This is a genomic window from Duganella vulcania (assembly GCF_009857655.1).
Lineage (GTDB): Bacteria > Pseudomonadota > Gammaproteobacteria > Burkholderiales > Burkholderiaceae_D > Rugamonas > Rugamonas vulcania.
Window position 1 is genome coordinate 55234 of record NZ_WWCX01000013.1, and the last position, 19007, is coordinate 74240.

13 protein-coding genes are annotated in these 19007 nt (G+C 64.7%); 10 read left to right on the plus strand and 3 right to left on the minus strand.

The window, feature by feature from the left end:
- Nucleotides 1-41: 41 nt before the first annotated feature.
- From GTP90_RS10905 to GTP90_RS10945, 9 genes are all read left to right on the plus strand, one after another.
- The gene (locus tag GTP90_RS10905; RefSeq protein WP_161083543.1) at nt 42-1079 is read left to right on the plus strand and encodes an arginine N-succinyltransferase; all 1038 of its coding nucleotides are present in this window, start codon (nt 42-44) and stop codon (nt 1077-1079) included.
- A 13-nt stretch (nt 1080-1092) separates the two neighbouring features.
- A complete protein-coding gene (astA, locus tag GTP90_RS10910) occupies nt 1093-2151 on the plus strand; it encodes an arginine N-succinyltransferase (RefSeq protein ID WP_161083544.1) in 1059 nt (352 codons plus the stop codon).
- Nucleotides 2144-3616 carry a succinylglutamate-semialdehyde dehydrogenase gene (gene astD, locus GTP90_RS10915; RefSeq protein ID WP_161083545.1) on the plus strand — a complete coding sequence of 491 codons (1473 nt, stop codon included), beginning with the start codon at nt 2144-2146 and terminating at the stop codon, nt 3614-3616. Before astA ends, astD begins: the two co-directional genes overlap by 8 nt.
- A 9-nt stretch (nt 3617-3625) precedes the next feature.
- A complete protein-coding gene (astB, locus tag GTP90_RS10920; RefSeq protein ID WP_161083546.1) occupies nt 3626-4963 on the plus strand; it encodes an N-succinylarginine dihydrolase in 1338 nt (445 codons plus the stop codon).
- Between the two features lie 119 nt (nt 4964-5082).
- Nucleotides 5083-9795: an NAD-glutamate dehydrogenase domain-containing protein gene (locus tag GTP90_RS10925; RefSeq protein ID WP_161083547.1), complete on the plus strand. Its 4713-nt coding sequence runs from the start codon at nt 5083-5085 to the stop codon at nt 9793-9795.
- Nucleotides 9795-10787, plus strand: a complete 993-nt coding sequence (locus tag GTP90_RS10930) for a succinylglutamate desuccinylase (protein ID WP_161083548.1) — start codon at nt 9795-9797, stop codon at nt 10785-10787. The genes GTP90_RS10925 and GTP90_RS10930 overlap by 1 nt, the downstream gene beginning before the upstream one ends.
- Nucleotides 10788-10877: 90 nt before the next feature.
- Entirely contained in the window at nt 10878-11420 is a 543-nt protein-coding gene (locus GTP90_RS37310; protein ID WP_161083549.1) for an EF-hand domain-containing protein, read from the plus strand.
- A gap of 75 nt (nt 11421-11495) precedes the next feature.
- A complete protein-coding gene (locus tag GTP90_RS10940) occupies nt 11496-12005 on the plus strand; it encodes a DUF1993 domain-containing protein (protein ID WP_161083550.1) in 510 nt (169 codons plus the stop codon).
- A 341-nt stretch (nt 12006-12346) separates the two neighbouring features.
- Entirely contained in the window at nt 12347-13813 is a 1467-nt protein-coding gene (locus tag GTP90_RS10945) for an APC family permease (RefSeq protein WP_161083551.1), read from the plus strand.
- Between the two features lie 198 nt (nt 13814-14011).
- Here the strand turns inward: GTP90_RS10945 and GTP90_RS10950 are convergent, their stop codons facing one another.
- On the minus strand, nt 14012-14266 hold the full coding sequence (locus GTP90_RS10950; protein WP_161083552.1) for a hypothetical protein: 255 nt from the start codon (nt 14264-14266) through the stop codon (nt 14012-14014).
- A gap of 225 nt (nt 14267-14491) precedes the next feature.
- Between GTP90_RS10950 and GTP90_RS10955 the strand changes: the two genes are divergently transcribed.
- Entirely contained in the window at nt 14492-15877 is a 1386-nt protein-coding gene (locus GTP90_RS10955) for a diguanylate cyclase (RefSeq protein ID WP_161083553.1), read from the plus strand.
- Here the strand turns inward: GTP90_RS10955 and GTP90_RS10960 are convergent, their stop codons facing one another.
- Both GTP90_RS10960 and GTP90_RS10965 read right to left on the minus strand, forming a co-directional pair.
- Nucleotides 15878-16798 carry an EamA family transporter gene (locus tag GTP90_RS10960; RefSeq protein WP_161083554.1) on the minus strand — a complete coding sequence of 307 codons (921 nt, stop codon included), beginning with the start codon at nt 16796-16798 and terminating at the stop codon, nt 15878-15880.
- 48 nt (nt 16799-16846) lie between these two features.
- Complete coding sequence (locus GTP90_RS10965; RefSeq protein WP_161083555.1) at nt 16847-19006, minus strand: FUSC family protein; 2160 nt, start codon at nt 19004-19006, stop codon at nt 16847-16849.
- Nucleotide 19007: the final 1 nt, after the last annotated feature.

Sequence of the window (19007 nt, forward strand, 5' to 3'; positions counted from 1 at the left end):
CGCCACGGGCTTGCATGCATTCAAAGCACTAAGGAGTTCACATGTATGTAGTCCGTCCGGTCGAACTTGCGGATATCGCTGCCCTCGAAGCGCTGGCCGCGGTCACCATGCCGGGTGTGCACACCTTGCCGAAAACGCGCGAGAAGATCGCCGACATGATCGAGCGCTCGATCGCCTCGTTCGCCGCCCACGTCGACATCCCCAGCGAGGAATCCTACCTGCTGGTGCTGGAGTCGCCGAAGGACAAGACCATCGTCGGCACCGCCGCGATCTTCGCGGCGGCCGGTTCCAACGGCACCTATTTCTCCTTCCGTAACGATGTGATCCAGCAGGTCTCGCGCGACCTGAACATCAGCCACAGCGTGCACGCGCTGACGCTGTGCTCCGAGCTGACCGGCTATTCGCAGCTGTCGAGTTTTTACGTCGGCGAGCAGGAACACGGCACGCCGGAAGCGGCGCTGCTGTCGCGCGCGCGGCTGATGTTCGCCGTGCTGGCGCCGCACCGCTTCGCCGACCGCTTCTTCGTGCCGCTGGCCGGCGTGACCGATGCCGACGGCGGTTCGCCGTTCTGGGATGCGCTGGGCCGCAAATTCTTCAAGATGGACTTCCTCGACGCCGAGCGCGTGATCGGCGGCGCGCGCAACCGCACGCTGATCGTCGAGCTGATGCCGCACTATCCGGTTTACGTGCCGCTGCTGCCGGGCGACGCGCAGGCGGCCATGGGCCAGATCCATCCGTCGGGCGAGCTGGCGTTCAACCTGCTGACGGCCGAAGGCTTCGAAGCCGACGACTACATCGACATCTTCGACGGCGGCCCGATCCTGCAGGCGCACAAGAATTCGCTGCGCACCTTCAACGGCGCGCTGCAGCGCCGCGCGACCACCGCCGCCGAATCGCCGGACCGCGGCCGCGAGCCGCAGGTGCGTTACGCGGTGGCCTCCGGCGCCGAACATAACTTCCGCGCGGTGATCACGCATTGCGCCGCGCTGGAATCGCAAGTCAACGTGGCGCTGCCTGCCGATGTGCTGGAAGCGCTTCAGATCGCCGAAGGCGATACCGTCATCTGCGTCAGAATCTAAGAGTGGACCAACTATGCTAGTAGTACGCGCAATCACAGCCAATGACCTCGACGCCCTGTACGTGATGGCCACGCAGGTCGGCAGCGGCATGACCACCCTCAAGCCGGACATGAAGATGATGGGCGACCGCCTGGCGATCGCCGTCGCCTCCTTCGCCGAGACCATCCCGCCCGAAAAGCGCGACTACATGTTCGTCATGGAGGACACCAGCAACGGCCGCATCGCCGGCGTGTGCGCGATCAAGGGCGCGGTCGGCCTGACCGAACCGTTCTACAACTACCGCATCGGCACCCTGGTGCACTCCAGCCGCGAGCTGGATGTGTTCACCCGCATGGACACGCTGTACCTGTCGAACGACCTGACCGGCAGCACCGAACTGTGCTCGCTGTTCCTGGCGCCGGACTACCGCACCGGCAACAACGGAAAGCTGCTGTCGAAGAGCCGTTTCCTGTTCATCGCCCAGTTCCCGCACCTGTTCACCGAAAAGCTGATCGCCGAGATGCGCGGCTACCAGGAGGAGAGCGGCCGTTCGCCGTTCTACGAAGGCCTGGGCCGCCACTTCTTCAAGATGGACTTCGACCACGTCGACGACCTGACCGCCGTCGGCAAGAAGTCTTTCATCGCCGAGCTGATGCCGCGCCAGCCGCTGTACGTGGCCTACCTGCCGGAAGACGCGCAGCAAGTGATCGGCAAGGTCCACACCTCGACCGCGCCGGCGCGCCGCCTGCTGGAGCAGGAAGGCCTTTACTTCGAAGGCTACGTCGACATCTTCGACGCCGGCCCGGTGCTGCAGGCGCGCGTGTCGGAACTGCGCGCCATGCGCGAAAGCACGCTGGCCGAAATCGGCCCGACGACGGACTGGGATTCGGCCTGCGCGCCGGAATCCGCGCCCGCCGAACCGATGCTGGTGTCGAACACCACGCTCAAGGATTTCCGCATGATCCTGTCGCAATCGGTGCCGGTCAACGGCGCCATCGCGCTGCCGGAAGCCGAACAACAAGTCCTGCACTGCCATACCGGCGATACGGTGCGCACGCTGTCCCTTAATCTGAGGAAGAATCCACATGTCTAAAGCTTTGAGTAACTTCATCAACGGCGAATGGCTCGCCGGTAGCGGCGCTGAACTGGTCACCATCGATCCATCGAACGGCAAGCAGACCTGGGCCAGCAACGAATCGACCGCGCAGGACGTGGCGCACGCCGCCGCCGCCGCGCGGGACGCGTTCGAAGCCTGGGCATTGACGCCGCTGGCCGAGCGCATCGCCGTCTGCACCCGCTTCCGCGACCTGCTCAAGCAGGACGCCGAGGAGCTGGCGCTGCTGATCGCCGAGGAAGTGGGCAAGCCGATGTGGGAAGCCCGCACCGAAGTGACCACCATGGCCAACAAGATCGACATCTCGGTGCAGGCCTACGGTGCGCGCACCGGCGAAACCCAGAACAAGGTCGCCGACGGCGAGGCCGTGCTGCGCCACCGTCCGCACGGCGTGTTCGGCGTGTTCGGTCCCTACAACTTCCCCGGCCATCTGCCGAACGGCCATATCGTGCCTGCGCTTATCGCCGGTAACACCGTGGTCTTCAAGCCGAGCGAGTACGCACCGCGCACCGCCGTCAAGACCGTGCAGCTGTGGGAAAAGGCCGGCGTGCCGAAAGGCGTGATCAACCTGGTCAACGGCGGCCGCGATGCTGGCGTCGCGCTGGGCCAGAACGAACTGCTGGACGGCGTGCTGTTCACCGGCAGCTGCCAGACCGGCACCGCGCTGCACAAGCAGTTCGGCGGCCAGCCGGGCAAGATGCTGGCGCTGGAAATGGGCGGTAACAATCCGCTGGTGGTGTGGGACGTCAAGGATATCGACGCCGCCGTGTTCATGGCGATTTCGTCTGCCTTCATCTCGGCCGGCCAGCGCTGCACCTGCGCGCGCCGCCTGATCGTCAAGCAGGGCGCGGAAGGCGATGCGATCGTCGCGCGCCTGGTCGACGTGGCCAGCCGCCTGACCATCGGCGCATCGGCTGCGGAACCTGCGCCGTTCATGGGCCCTGTCGTGTCGGCGGCCGTCGCCAAGCGCCTGGTGCAGGCGCAGGCCGACATGATCGCCAAAGGCGGCAAGAGCCTGCTGGCGATGCGTCAGCTGGTGGATAACACCGGCTTTGTCAGCGCCGGTATCGTCGATGTGACCGACGCCAAAGGCATTCCGGATGAAGAATGGTTCGGCCCCCTGCTGCAGGTGATCCGCGTGGCGGATTTCGACAGCGCGATCAAGGCCGCCAACGCCACCGAATTCGGCCTGGCCTCGGCGCTGATCTCGAACGACGAAAACCTGTGGAAGATCTTCCAGGTGCGCGCACGCGCCGGCATCGTCAACTGGAACCGTCCGACCACTGGCGCCGCCAGCAGCGCGCCGTTCGGCGGCGTGGGCAAATCGGGCAACCATCGTCCGAGCGCCTACTACGCGGCGGACTACTGCGCCTATCCGGTCGCTTCGATCGAAAACAACGTACTTGAAATGCCTGCGAAGCTATCGCCGGGCATGCACTTCTAAGGAACCGAGATGCGCGCACGCGAATTCAACTTCGACGGCCTGGTAGGCCCATCGCACAACTACGCCGGTCTGTCGTTCGGCAATGTGGCCTCGTTCAGCAACGTCAAGAGCGCTTCGAATCCGAAGCTGGCGGCGCTGCAAGGGCTGGCCAAGATGCGCGCGCTGGCCGCGCGCGGCTTCGGCCAGGCGCTGCTGCCGCCGCAGGACCGTCCGAATTTCCGCCTGCTGCGCAGCATCGGTTTCAACGGCAGCGATGCCGAGGTGCTGGCCAAGGCCGCCAAGGAGTCGCCGGTGATCCTGGCCTGCGCCTACTCGGCCTCGCCGATGTGGACCGCCAACGCGGCCACAGTCAGCCCGTCCGCCGACAGCGCCGACGGCCGCACCCACTTCACCGCGGCCAACCTGAATAACAAGCTGCACCGCGCTTTCGAGCACGCGCAGTCGGCACGTTCGCTGCGCGCCATCTTCAAGGACGAGAAGCACTTCGCGGTGCATGACGCGCTGCCAGGCACGCCGGCATTCGGCGACGAGGGCGCGGCCAACCACACGCGCCTGTGCAAGGACCACGGCAGCGCCGCCGTCGAGATGTTCGTCTACGGCCGCACCGAGTTCGACGCCTCGGCGCCGGCGCCTAAAAAATACCCGGCCCGCCAGACGCTGGAAGCATCGCAGGCGGTGGCCCGCCTGCACGGCCTGTCCGCCGAGCGCACCGTCTACATCCAGCAGAATCCGGACGTGATCGACCAGGGCGTGTTCCACAACGACGTGATCGCGGTCGGCAACGGCAATGTGCTGTTCTACCACGAGCAGGCTTTCGCCGACGAAGGGGGTGCGCTGGAACAGCTGCGCCGCGCGATGGGCGGCGTGGGCGCGGACCTGAACGCGATCCGCGTCGATACTGCCAAGGTGTCGGTGGCCGACGCGGTGCACAGCTATCTGTTCAACAGCCAGCTGCTGAGCAAGGACAACGGCAAGATGGCGCTGGTGATCCCGCAGGAGTGCGAGGAAAACGCCGCCGTCGCGGCCTACCTGCAAGGCCTGGTCGCCAGCGGCAACGCGGTCGACGAACTGATTCACTTCGACCTGCGCCAGTCGATGCGCAACGGCGGCGGCCCCGCGTGCCTGCGCCTGCGCGTGGCGCTGACCGACGCCGAAGCGGCTGCGATGCATCAAGGCGTGGTGATGACCGAGGCGCTGTACCACACGCTGGTGGCGTGGGTGGAGAAGCATTACCGCGACCGTCTGGAACCGTCCGACCTGGCCGATCCGGCGCTGGCGATCGAGGTCCACACCGCGCTGGAAGACCTGAGCCGCATTCTGGGCCTGCCAGGGCTGTACGATTTGTAAAACAGATTTTCGCCCCCATATGACGATTTGGTGTTTAATTACACTCGACCACCGCCGCGCAGCCACAAGCCGGCGCGGCCCTGCAACATAAAATACACATAACGTATTGGAGAAGCTCGATGAAACAAATGCCACAAGACCTGCGCGCACAGACGCTTGATTTGGTCAACGCCAGCAAGCCGGCCAGCGACAGCGGCCAGGTCGCAGCGCTGATCAGCGCCTGGCTCGGATCCCTGGACGATGAAGACCTGGCGGGCACCGCCCCCGGCAGCCTCGCCCCGGTGTTGTGGGACGGTTTCACGCAAGCCTCCAAGCGTTCCGGCTCCGGCGCGCAAATCGCCAAGCTGCGCTACGCGGATGGCCGCGGCGGCATGGCCACCGCGCTGCTGGTCCTGAACGACGACATGCCTTACCTGGTCGATTCGATCGTCATGGCGATGCGCAAGCTGCGCGTGGGCGTCAGCGGTGTCCTGAACTCGGTGCTGCCGGTCACGCGTAATGCGGACGGCGTGGTCACCGCCGTCGGCCAGGCCGGCGCCAAGCTCGAATCCTACGTCATGTGCCTGCTGTCCGAAGACCTGGCCGACGCCGAAATCGGCATGCTGGCCGAGCGCCTGGAAATGGTGTCGCGCGACGCCGCCGTGGTGCGCCGCGACAAGGCCGCGATGCTGGAACACTTCAGCCGCATCGGCGCCGAAGCCGCATCGCACGGCGAAGAAGGCAAGGAAGTCGCCGCCTTCCTGGAATGGGCCAAAACCGAAGGCTTCGAGCCGTTCGGCTACGCCTACTACCAGGTCAAGCCGGGCGCGCGCGAACTCGAACGCGATATCCCTAGCCGCATCGGCGTGCTGCAGGATACGGCGCATCCGGTCTACGGCACCTGCCTGGCCAATATCCCCGGCGATTTCGACACGCTGTCGAAGCGCGTCAACACGCTGTCCATCGTCAAGGCCGACGTCGAAGGCACGCTGCACCGCGACCAGCAGCTGGACTTCATCGGCATCCGCCACACCGACGCGCAAGGCGCGATCCTGGGCGAATACTGCTTCGTGGGCCTGTTCACCCGCGCCGCCACCGCGACGCCGCTGAACCGCCTGCCGTTCGCGCGTGGCCGCGTGGCCAAGGTGCTGAGCATCGCCGGCGTGCGCCAGGAAGGCTTCCGCGCCGAGAAATTCATCGAAATCCTGGAATCGCTGCCGCGCACCGAAGCGCTGGAAGCGGAACCTGAATGGCTGGCCGAAGTGTGCGGCGCCGTGGTGTCGCTGTACAAGCAGCCGCGTACCAAGGTGTTCGCCCGCCGCGACGTGTATGCGCGCCACCTGAACGTGCTGGTCTACCTGCCGCGTGAGCGTTACAGCGCAAGCGTCGCTTCCTCGCTGGCCAAGGCGCTGCAGGCCAGTTCCGGCGCCCAGCATGTCAGCTCGCAGACGCTGGTGGCTGACGGCCCGCTGGCCCGCGTGTACCTGATCGCCCACGGCGCGCGTTATCCGCTGGACCTGGAAACCGATATCCAGCAACCGCTGTTGTCGGTGCTGGACGGCTGGCACGACCAGTTCTCCGCGCTGGCCGACGCCGTGGCCGACGTGCCGCTGCGCGCCAGCTTGCGCAAGATGTGCGCCACGCTGCCGACCGACTACGTCGCCGCCACCGCGCCGGAAGCCGCCTTCCACGACCTGGGCACCATCCTGCGCAACACCGATCCGTCGCGCGTGGACGTGCGTGTTGAAACCGTGGCCGACGCCACCACCATCCGTTTGTACTCCGTCGACCGCGTACCGTCGCTGTCGACCATCCTGCCTGCGCTGCATAACGCCGGCGTGGCGATCGACCGCGAACAGGCGCACTCGCTGCGCGTGGACGGCAAGCGTCATTTCGTCACTAGCCTGTCGGTCAATGCCGCCAGCGGCACCAACCTGGCCAAGCCGGAAATCGTGCCGGTCGCGCAGGAGCTGTTCACCGCATTGTTCAACAACGAAGCTGAAGATGGCCGCCTGAATGGCCTGGTCATCGAAGGCGGCCTGAGTGTGCGCCAGGTGCAGCTGGTGCGCGCCTACATGAGCTACTGGCGCCAGACCGGCAGCCGCTTCTCGGTGCGCTACATCGCCGAGACGCTGCGCAAACAGCCGGTGGTGGTCAAGGAGCTGGTGGATGCCTTCCTGCAGCGCTTCAATCCTGCGCTGGACGATGCCACCCGCGCCGCCGCGCTCGATACGCTGGCCGGCATCAAGAGCCGCCTGCCGGCGATCAACCACGCCGACAGCGAGGAAGTGCTGGGCGCGATGACGGACCTGATGTCCGCCACGCTGCGCACCAACTACTTCCAGAACAACCAGAAGGGCGACAAGATCATCTTCAAGTTCGACACCAGCAATCTGTCGCTGGTGCCGGAGCCGCGTCCGTTCCGCGAGATCTTCGTGTTCTCGCGCCGCTTCGAAGGCGTGCACCTGCGCGGCGGCCCGGTCGCCCGTGGTGGCCTGCGCTGGTCGGACCGCATGGAAGACTACCGCACCGAAGTCCTCGGCCTGGTGAAGGCGCAGATGGTGAAGAACGCCGTCATCGTGCCGGCCGGCGCCAAGGGCGGCTTCGTCTGCAAGCAGATGCCGAAGGATGCCGTGCGTGAAACCATTGCGGCCGAAGGTGAGGCAGTGTATCGCCTGTTCATCGCCAGCCTGCTGGAAGTGACCGACAACCGCGTGCTGGGCAAGATCGTCTCGCCTGCCGATACCGTCTGCTACGACGGCAACGATCCGTACCTGGTGGTGGCCGCCGACAAGGGCACCGCAACCTTCTCCGACATCGCCAACGGCATCGCCGTGCAGCGCGGCTTCTGGCTGGGCGACGCGTTCGCGTCGGGCGGCTCGAACGGCTACGACCACAAGAAGATGGGCATCACCGCCAAGGGCGCGTTCGAAGCCGTCAAGCGCCACTTCTACGAAATGGACCACGACATCCACGCCACCCCGGTGACGATGGTGGGCGTGGGCGACATGTCGGGCGACGTGTTTGGCAACGGCGCGCTGCTGTCGCGCAAACTGAAAATCGTGGCGGCCTTCGATCACCGCCACATCTTCCTCGATCCGAATCCGGACATGGAAAAATCCTTCGTCGAACGCGAGCGCATGTTCGCGCTGCCGCGCTCCTCGTGGGATGACTACAACAAGGAGCTGATCTCGGCCGGCGGCGGTGTGTTCCCGCGCAGCGCCCGCAGCATCGAGCTGTCGCCGCAGATCCGCGCCATGCTGGATATCGAGGAAACCTCGCTGCCGCCTGAAGAACTGATGCACCGCATCCTGCTGGCGCCTGTGGACCTGTTCTACAACGGCGGCATCGGGACCTACATCAAGGCGTCGACCGAATCGCACGCGCAGGTCAAGGACCGCGCCAACGACAACATCCGCGTGGACGGCAACCAGCTGCGCTGCAAGGTCGTGGCGGAAGGCGGCAACCTGGGCGCGACCCAGGCCGGCCGCATCGAGTTCGCGCTGGCGGGTGGCCGCATCTTCACCGATGCGATCGACAACTCGGCCGGCGTGGATTGCTCGGACCATGAAGTGAACGCGAAGATGTGGCTGGACGTGGAAATGAACGCCGGCCAGCTGAGCGAGGCAGACCGCAACCGCGTGCTGAACGAAATGACCGCCGACATCGAACGCCTGGTCCTGCGCGACAACACGCTGCAAACGCAGCTGCTGGTGCGCGAGGCGCAGGCGCAGGTCGACGCCGCGGTGCAGGACGGCTACGCCGCGCTGATCGCGTCGCTGGAGGAAGAGGGCGCGCTGTCGCGTGAGCTGGAGCAGCTGCCATCGGTGGCCGAACTGGCGCGCCGCAAGGCCGACGGCCGTGGCCTGACCACGCCGGAACTGGCGGTGGTGGTCGCCAACGTGAAGAACCGCTACAAGCGCATCCTGTCGGCGCTGCCGCTGACGGACCTGAGCTGGGCCGAGTCGGTATTGAAGCCGTACTTCCCGGACCTGCTGGTGGCAACCCGCCCTGCGCTGGCGCACCCGCTGGCCAACGCCATCCTGGCGACCGTGCTGGCCAACGAATCGGTCAACCGCTGCGGTCCGCTGATGCTGCGCCAACTGGCCGGCGAACATGGCGTGGACGAATCGGAAGTGATCCTGGCGTGGGGCCAGGCATGGTCCGCGCTGAACCTGGCGCCGATCTTCACGACGCTGGATGCGGATGCGCTGAAGGTGCCGCGCGCTGTGTCGATCAAGGTCGATGCGCGTACCCGCGTGCTGCAAAAGTCGGTGATCGAAGGCGCGCTGTCGGTGCCTGCCGACCAGCTGCGCGCCGGCGTGGCCGAGCTGACCAAGCTGTTCGCCAAGCCTGAGACGCTGGCGCAGTTGACGCCGGCCGACGGCCAGTCGGATGCGGACATCACCTCCGGCCTGCGCGCCGAATTCGTCCAGGCCTGGAAGGCTGTCGATGCGATCGATGCGGTGGCGGCGTTTGTGTTCGCGGCGCTGTCGGTATCGCGTCCGGAAGGCATGGACCTGCCGGCGTTCCTGCAAGTGGGCCTGGCGCTGCGCGCGCAGGTCGGCATCGACATGCTGGAGCGCGGCCTGAAGCTGCCGGCCACCAGCCGTTCGCAGGAGCAGCTGCGCAGCTACGCACAGAACGCGCTGCGCCGCACGCAGCAACGCCTGCTGTCGCAGGTGCTGCAGCATGCGACCGGCGGCCATACGGCAGTGGAGGCGGTGGAAGTCGTCGCCAACACGCTGGGCTTGTCCGGCTACGCGGCGTCGGCCGATCTGGAACAGGCGATGCTGGACGTTTGGGCTTTGTCCGAGGCGACCAATTCCGGTAACACGATGCTGGTGGTGTAATGAGCGACGATTTACCCAAGGCTTTGCCTGAGTCGGTGCGCGCACTGGCTGAAGCGGATTTCAGCGTGGTCGCGCGGCGCTTTTCGGCGGCCGGGTTTGCGGTGACGCAGCCGGCCGACGGCATCCTGACGATCAAGGCCGAGGGCGCACGTCCGAGCGTGCTGGTTTCGGTCGGCGTGCACGGCGACGAGACCGGGCCGATCGAGGTGGTGGCGTATCTGCTGGAGGCCCTGTCGCAGCAGGCTTCCTCGCTCGCGGTCAACCTGATGCTTTGCGTCGGCAATATCGGCGCGATCAGGGCCGGCAAGCGTTTCATCGACGCCGACTTGAACCGCATGTTCCGCAAGGAGCGCGGCTCGCTGGAAGGCACGGCCGAAGCGGCGCGCGCCGATGTGATGATCGCCGCGACGGCCGCCTTCTTCGATGGCGCGGGGCCGGTGCGCTGGCATCTGGATCTGCATACGGCGATACGGCCGTCGGTGTATCCGACCTTCGCCATCGTGCCGGAGCTGATTCCCGACCAGCCGCGCCGCGAGTTGATCGAGTGGCTCGGGTTGGCCGGCATTGGTGCGGTCATCATGAATCCTGCTTCGGTGGGGACGTACAGCTACTACTCGGCCGAGCATCACGCGGCGGCCGGTACCACGGTGGAGCTGGGGCGTATCGGCACGCTGGGGCAGAACGATCTGTCGCAGTTTGCCGATGCGTCGCAGGCGCTGGACGACCTGCTGCGCGGCGCGGCCAGGCGTGAGGCCAGGCAGCAGCCGCACGTGTTCAACACGGCGCGCCAGATCATCAAGTTGAGCGACAAGTTCCAGATGGCGTTCGGCAAAGAGACGCACAACTTCACGGCGCTCAAGCAGGGCGAGGAAATCGCGCGCGATGGCGATACCGTTTATACCGTCCAGCATCCCGAGGAGCTGGTGGTATTCCCCAACCCGGACGTACGCGTCGGCTTGCGCGCGGGACTGATGGTGGTGCGCGTTTCCTGATCTTTACGCCGCTTTACACTTTGCGGGGTCATAGTTACACCGATTGTTTCGTTAACAGGAATAGCATTCCTTAACTACGGAGTAATCGACATGACCACAGCAATCAGCGGCGTTTCAAGCGGCAGCACCCAGGCCACCACCTTCGATCCCGCGAAGGGGGCGGCCCGCTTCGCGGCCAAGGTATTCACTGACCTGGATGCCGACAAGGACGGCAAGGTCAACAAGGACGAATTCGTATCGGGGCTGGCGTCGAAAGGCGTGTCGGCCGATGACGCCACCAAGCAGTTTGACGCGATCGATACGCAGAAGACTGGATCGATCACTCAATCCGACCTTGAGACCGCGATCAAGAGCGGCTCCTTCGCGCCACCGCGCCCCAATGGCGGCGGCGAAGCGGGTGGCCCCAGCGGCCCGCAAGGGGGCCAGCATGCGGAAGGCGGACGCGGTGTAGGTGGCGGCGGTGGTGCGGGCGGCGTCAGCAGCGCCAGCAGCTCGACCAAAACCTACGAAGCGGCCGATACCAACAAGGATGGAACAGTCTCCGCCCAGGAGCAGCTGGTCTACAGCATTGCCCATCCCGACAAAACATCCGACACCAGCAAGATCGGCAGCAACGTCGATCAGTTGGCTTGATCGGTTCATTGGCGCTGCGGATTGGCTAGGCTTGCGTTACACTCACAAGCTCTTCCTTACCCATTGGAGTTCGCGATGTCGTTATCGATGCATCGGGTGTCGGTGCCCGTGTTTGTGCGTGGCTTGAAGGTGTTGTCGGACTTGCTGGGGAAGGCGGAAGCCTATGCCGAGCAGCATGGCTCGGTGCCGGATGCGCTGATCTCCGCGCGGCTGGCGGACGATATGTTGCCGCTGTCGGCGCAGGTGCAGCGCGCCAGCGATACGTCGAAATTGTCGGTGGAGCGCCTGAGCGGCGTGCCCGCGCCCAAGTTTGAAGACAACGAGACCTCGTTTGCCCAATTGCAGCAGCGGATCGCCGACACCATCGCCTATCTGGACAGCGTCGCCGAAAGCGATTTCGCCGGCAGCGAGGCGCGCGCGATCAAACTTAATTTTGGTTCGTTCCAGCCGGAGTTCAAAGGGGACGATTACCTGCTGACGTTCGCGTTGCCGAACTTCTTCTTCCACATCGCCACCGCCCACGACATCCTGCGCAACCAGGGCGTCCCGGTCGGCAAGCGCGACTACCTCGGGGCGTACGCTTAACCGCGCACCAGCCAGGTCGCCAAGGTGCCCGCCAGGCCCAGCAAAACAACGGCGGCGCCCGCGACGGCAGGATGGATACGCCGGGATACGGTGGGGATCTTTTGGATAGGCATGATGGTCTCCTTATTGGCTGGATGTAACACTTGAGCCTAGAGTAGCTTGACAACAATTTCCAATCTATACATCCCGCTGTATCAAAAGTAAGCAACTGTAACGGAGCCCTTGTCCCGCCTGGCGTCCAAGTTGTTTTTCTAACACAAAATTACTGTATTGCGATGGGCCGGAAGGCCCTATAATCGCTTAGTTTTTTTGCCCGTACATATCTCCCACAAGGATTACCTGTGAACCAAACGTTGGTCCAGAAACTGACCCGTATCAAGCCGGTCGACAACCAAGTAGAACCTGCTCCTACCAGTAGCAACAGCCTGCACCGCTCCATAGGCTTGTTCCCCTTGACGATGATCGGTGTCGGCGCCACGATCGGCACCGGTATCTTCTTCACGATGGTGGAGGCCGTGCCAAAAGCCGGGCCCTCCGTGATCCTGTCCTTCCTGTTCGCCGCCATCACCGCCGGCCTGACCGCGCTGTGCTATGCCGAATTGTCGTTCCGCATTCCGGCCTCCGGCTCGTCGTACTCGTTCGCGTACGCCACCGTCGGCGAGTTCCTGGCCTTCATCATGGCGGCCTGCCTGCTGCTTGAATACGGGTTGGCGGCCAGCGCCACGGCGATCGGCTGGTCCGACTACCTGAACAACTTCCTCAACAACGCCTTCGGCTGGCATATTCCCGAGGCGCTGCGCTCGCCGATGATCGTGTCCACGCCCAAGGGCATGGAGATCCACGCCGGGCATATCAACCTGCCGCCGGTGCTGCTGGTCGGCCTGTGCTGCCTGCTGCTGATACGCGGCACCAAGGAATCGGCCACCACCAACGCCATCATGGTAATGATCAAGCTGGCGATCCTGATCTTCTTCGTGGCGATCGCGTTCTCGGGATTTGATATAAACAATTTCCACCCATTCTTCAGCCCGGACAACGGCGCCCACATCACCGGCATGACCGGCGTGACGGCCGCAGCGGCCACCGTGTTCTTCTCCTTCATCGGACTGGACACCGTGGCCACCGCCGGCGAGGAAGTGCGCGACCCCAAGCGCAACGTGCCGATCGGCATCCTGGCGGCGCTGGGCATCGTCACCTTGTTCTACCTGCTGGTGGCCGTGGCGGCCATGGGCGCGCAGCCGGCCTACAAGTTCGCCGGGCAGGAAGCCGGCCTGGCCGTGATCTTGCAGAACGTAACCGGCAAGACCTGGCCGGCGCTGGTGCTGGCGGCGGGCGCGGTGATCTCGGTGTTCAGCGTGACGCTGGTGACGATCTACGGCCAGACCCGCATCCTGTACGCGATCTCGAAAGACGGCCTGATTTCCAAGTCGTTCCAGAAGGTGAACCCGCGCACGGCGTCGCCGGTGCATAACACGCTGATCGTCTGCATCGTGGTCGGCCTGGTGGCCGGTTTCGTGGACGCGACCTTCCTGTGGGATATGGTCAGCATGGGGACGCTGACGGCCTTCATCGTGGTGTCGCTGGCGGTGCCGGTGATGCGCAAGAAGGAAAACGGCAAGGGCACCAAGGGCTTCCGCGTGCCATTCGGCCCGTACGTGGTGCCGGGCTTGAGCATCGCCGCCTGCCTGTACCTGATGTTCGGCCTGTCGATGACGACCTACACCATCTTCGTCATCTGGATGAGCGCGGCGGTGCTGACCTACTTCTTGTACGGCATGCGCAATTCGCGATTGAATCACGCCGCGTAAAACCTCGCGACGTTAAAAAAGCCCCGGCCGCTTGCGCGTAACCGGGGCTTTTTGTTTGGTGCGGCAGCTTACGCTTCTTCTTTGCCTGGATTTGCGCCCAGGTAGAGGCGCAGTACGAGGCCCGACAGGGCGATGGCGGCAGGCAGGTTTTCGATGATGGTCAACATGGTGATCTCCAGGAAGTTAAATTCGGTTCAATTAGCCGCGCGAGGCCAGGAAGCGCAGTTCGGCGGACAGGCTGGGGGAATGACGTTCGCAGTCATTGGCCATGCTGTTCAGCCAGGCGGCGGCGGAGGCTTTCTGGCGCGGCGAGACAACTTCGTCCGCCACAACGGCTGGACGTGGCTTGACGGCGAACAGTGCGGCAACCAGCTGGCGCGCTGCGGCGGCAACATTGCTGGCATAGCCAGGGGTGGCGAAGTCGGTGTAAGTCAGGTTGTTCGATGCGCTCATGGCAAGCTCCTTTAAATGTTTGTTTGTTGCAGTGCAGTATGCGCGTCTTTCAGTAATAAATAAACTTTTGATTTGTGATACTGGCCATAATAATTCAATATAACTGGCGATTTTCCCTATGAAGAATGCGTTCTTAAGAGTAACTTTTTAAGGGCGGATTTTTTACGGCGGGGCGTCCATCAGGTATGATTGCTGTCCAACTGGCAATAATTTGATGGAGCTCCGATGTCCCTGCGCACGAAATTCATGCTGGCCTTGCTGCTGACCGGATTGGCAGCGGTGGCAATGGTGGGCGGCCTGGCCTACGTGGGCATGACCAAGAAGGTCGATGTGATCCGCCGCCAGCACGCCGCCGACACCTTTTACGAAGGCATGAGCGCTTACCTGCAAAAGTACGGCAGCTGGCAGGCCGCCGGCGGCCAGGAGGGCTTTGATGAGTTCATGCACAGCCGGCGGGATGCGCAAGGCAGCCGGCCGCCGCCACCAGAGCAGGATGGTGAAGATCGTCAGGGACCGCCGCAGGGTGGTGAGGATCGCCCAGGGCCACGGCCAGGCGAAGACCGTCCGGGGCCGCCACAGGGCGAAGAGCCTGCGCGCCGCGACGACCGTCCGCCGCCGCCGCGTCGCGGCAACGGCGAGCCCCCATATCACTTCATTGTCGCCGACCAGGATTACCGTGTGCTGTTGGGGGCCGGCGTGTACCGGCGCGGTGAGCTGTTGCCGGAATCCGCCCGCAAGGATGCGCGCGCCGTCAAGGTGGGCGATCGGGTGGCCGCCTACATTTCACCGGAAGGCATTTTCACGCCCAGCAAACAGGAAATGCAGTACATGGACGCGATGCGCGAAGCGCTGCTGGCCGGCGTGACCGGCGCGGCGGCGCTGGCGGTGCTGCTGGGCGTCTTGTTAAGCCGAGGCTTGAGCCGCAAGCTCAGTCACCTGACCGACGCGGTGCGTGCCATGCACGGCGGTTCGTTGCTGCAGCGGGTGCCGGTGGAGGGCAAGGATGAAGTGGCGGCGCTGGCCAGCGCCTTCAACGACATGAGCGAGCAGCTGGCGCACTCGCACGAGGAGCTGAAGGCCACCCACCAGACCATCCTGGCGCAAGCGGAGCAGATGCGCGAACTGAGTGTGCGCGACGCGTTGACCAAGCTGCATAACCGCCGCCACTTCGACGAGCATGCGACCACGCTGTTCAGCCATGCGGTGCGCCACAAGCGGCCATTGAGCATGGTGATCGGCGATATCGATTTCTTCAAGCGCATCAACGACCAGTTCTCGCACGCCACCGGCGACGCGGTGCTGCGCCAGGTGGGCGAGATCCTGCGCAGCCATATGCGCCTGAGCGATCTGGTGGCGCGCTACGGCGGCGAGGAATTCGTGATCGCCTTCCCGGAGACCGAACTGCCGCAAGCCGCCGCGCTGTGCGACAAGCTGCGCAACCTGATCGAAGGCTTCCCGTGGCATGAGGTGCATCCCGACCTGAAGGTCACGATGAGCATGGGTGTGTACGCCGACCTGGCTGCAGGCACCGCGGAAGCAATGCTGCAAAAGGCCGACGCGCTGCTGTACCGCGCCAAGCAGACGGGCCGCAACCGGGTCTGCTTCGCCTGATTAGCCGCGGCGGCCCAACCAGCGTCCGCCGAACATGGTGCAGATCAGCGAGGCGACGATCAGCGCGATGCCGGCCCACTGCCAGCCGGTGATGACGTCGCCCAGCGCGATCATGCCGGCGCTGATGCCGACCACCGGCACGCCAAGGCTGAAAGGCGCCACGCGGTTGACCGGATGGCGCTTGAGCAAACGTGTCCACATGGCGTAGCCGAGGATGGTCGCCATCCAGCCCAGGTAGGCCGCCGAGATCCAGGTGTCCAATGGCGCGCTGGTCCAGCTCCAGCGCGTGGCCGGATCGTCGAATGCCAGCGACAGGCAGATGAACGGCAGTATCGGCACCAGGCTGCACCAGACCATGAACCCCACCACATCGAACTGCGGCGTGGCCTGCTGCGCACGGCGCACGACGATGTTCGACGCCGCCCACATCGCGGCGGCGGCCAGGCATAGCACGAAGCCGCCGGCGGTGGTGCCGCCCGCGTGGCCGGGCTGCACGTAGTTCATGCCGAAGCACACCAGGCCCACTGCGGCCAGCAGCAGGCCCGCTTGCAGCTGGCGGCTGGCGCGTTCGTGCAGCAGCGCGAAACCAAAGAAGGCGGTGAAGAAGACTTGCGTTTGCAGGATGACGGAGGCCAGTGCTGCCGACATGCCGATCCGCAGCGACAGGAACAGCAGGCCGAATTGGCCGACGCCCTGGCACAAGCCGTAGGCGATGATCCATTTCGCCGGCAGCTTGGGCGGGCGGATGAACAGGATCAGCGGCAGCACGGCGAACACGTAGCGGGCGGCGCCCATCTGGAACGGTGTGAGGTGGCGCAGGCCGACCTTCATCGCGACGAAGTTGGTGCCCCAGATGAGGACTACGAACAGGGCGGAGATCAGGTCGCGGGTGCTGAAGGAAGGCGGGGAGGTAGCGCTCATCCATCCATCTTAACAGGCCTGCGCCAGAGCTGCTGGCGCAGGGCCGGATCAGGCCACGTCGCGGACAATGGCTTCGCTGTGGACGATGATCTTGAGGGCGTCCGCCTGCAGCAGGCGAATGCGGCGTTGCACCAGCGGCCAGCCGGACCACGGCACGCCGGCATCATCGATGGCGGCAGGCGCGGTGGCCGTCGCCGCAGCCGCCGGCGGAGCGCCTGCGGTTTGCGGCGCCAGCGCCTGCGTCAATGTGTGCATGACCTGCTCATGGCTCTCGCGCAGCATGGCGTTGACCGGCTCCGTCGGCAGCTCCTTCACGTGGCGGCGCAGGATGGCGCGCAGCGCGGCCACGTGCGCCACCAGCAGGTAGTTCTGCACGATGAACAGGTTGATGTCCTCCACCGCGCGCTGCTTGCGGGCCGGCTCGTCGAGCATGCGCACCAGCGCGGAGCTGAGCGCGGCCAGGCTGTCCATCAGGCGCTTGCGCTCGATGCGATACGCGAAATCGTCCTTGCCTTTGCCCTGCAGAAGATCGAAGCTGGCCTGCATGTAGCGCAGGTTCACGTCCAGCACCTCGCGGATCAGGCGGGGCAGGGTCTGGTATTCCCAGGTCGCCAGCACGAAGCTGAACGCGGTCGCCACCGCCGCGCCGATGAAGGTGTCGATCAGCCGCTCGACGATCAGGTCATGGTTGCCCGGCGCGATCAGGTGCATCTGCAGCAGGATCATGATGCTGACCGCGATGGCCGCGTAGCGGTAGCGCACGTAGATGAAGGTCGGCGTGGCCACCGTCGACAAAATCAGGAAGCCGAGGATCGCCGCCGGATAGTTCAGGTACTTGATGATCAGCGCCGTGATCACGCAGCCGATGATGGTGCCGACGATGCGGTCGCTGCGGCGCTGCTTGGTCATGCTGAAGCTGGGCTTGAGGATGATGACGATGGTGAGCACGATCCAGTAGCTGTGCGCCGCGTACGGCAGCCACGCAGCCACCGCCAGGCCGACCGAGATCGCCATCGCCACCCGCAGCGAGAAGCGGAAGATCGGCGAATCGAAGCGCAGGTGCGACAGGATCATGCGCAGCTCGTACTTCTGCTGCGACAGGAAGGGCCCCATGTCGGCGTCGACCCAGAACGGCGTGGTGTCGTAGGCCTTCTGGCTGGCCTGGTGCAGCTCACCGATCATCTTGATGATGGCGCGGATCTTGTTGCGCTGCGCGCGCAGCACGGCCAGCGCCTCCTGTACCGGCTTGCCCTCGTCCACGCGCCGCTGCAGGGCCGCAAGCTCCGCCTCGATGGCGGCCAGTTCCGGCTCGTAGCTGATCTCCGGGTAGGACGCCTTCTTGCGCGTGACGTCGTAGGCCACCGATTCGATATCGCGCGCCGCCTTGTAGGCCAGGTCGTGCAGCGTCTTGAGCACCGGCGAATCGGCCAGGTGCACGCGCAGCTGCGCGTAGTCGGTGTGGGTGGACAGCACCAGCTCATACAGGTCCAGCATGCAGACGTGGGTCTGTACGACGATGGCGTCCTTGCTGTTCTGGTGGCTGCGCAGTATCAGGTCGCGCGAGGCTTGCTGGCGGTCGGCCAGCAGGCTTTGGTGGCGTACCAGCTTGTTGAATTGCTCGGTGAGGTTGTAGCGCGTGTCGTAGAAGTCGGCCTTGATGTCGATGTAGGCCGCCAGCTCGAACAGCGCCTCGGCCAGCACCTGCTGCTTGATGCGGTGGCGCAGTATCCACGAGATGCCCATGGCGTAGGCCAGGTAGGCCACGGCGCCCAAGGTGAACAGGCCGGTGTGGATGAAGGACTCGCGCGCCGTCATGTCGTGTTCCATCGACATGGTCATGATGAACAGCGTGGCCAGTTGCAGCGGCATCGACTTCTTGCCGTAGACGACCATCATGCAGGCCAGGAAGCTGATCGCCACCAGCATCGTCATCAGCAGCCAATGCACCGGCGCGCACAGGCTGATCAACAGCGTGACGGCGCTGCACAGCAGCACCGAGGCGCTCATCTCGTTGAACTTGTGGCGCAGGGGGCTGGGCATGTCCATCAGCGCGGTGCAGAGCGCGCCGATGCACACCGTCATGGCGGTGGACAGGCCGGCGAATTGCAGCGTGATCAGGGTGACGCCGACCAGGCCCGCTGCGAAGCGCAGGCCCAGGTAAAAGTAATGGCTGTAGAAAAACGTGCGCAGGTTTAGTGCGTAATGCATG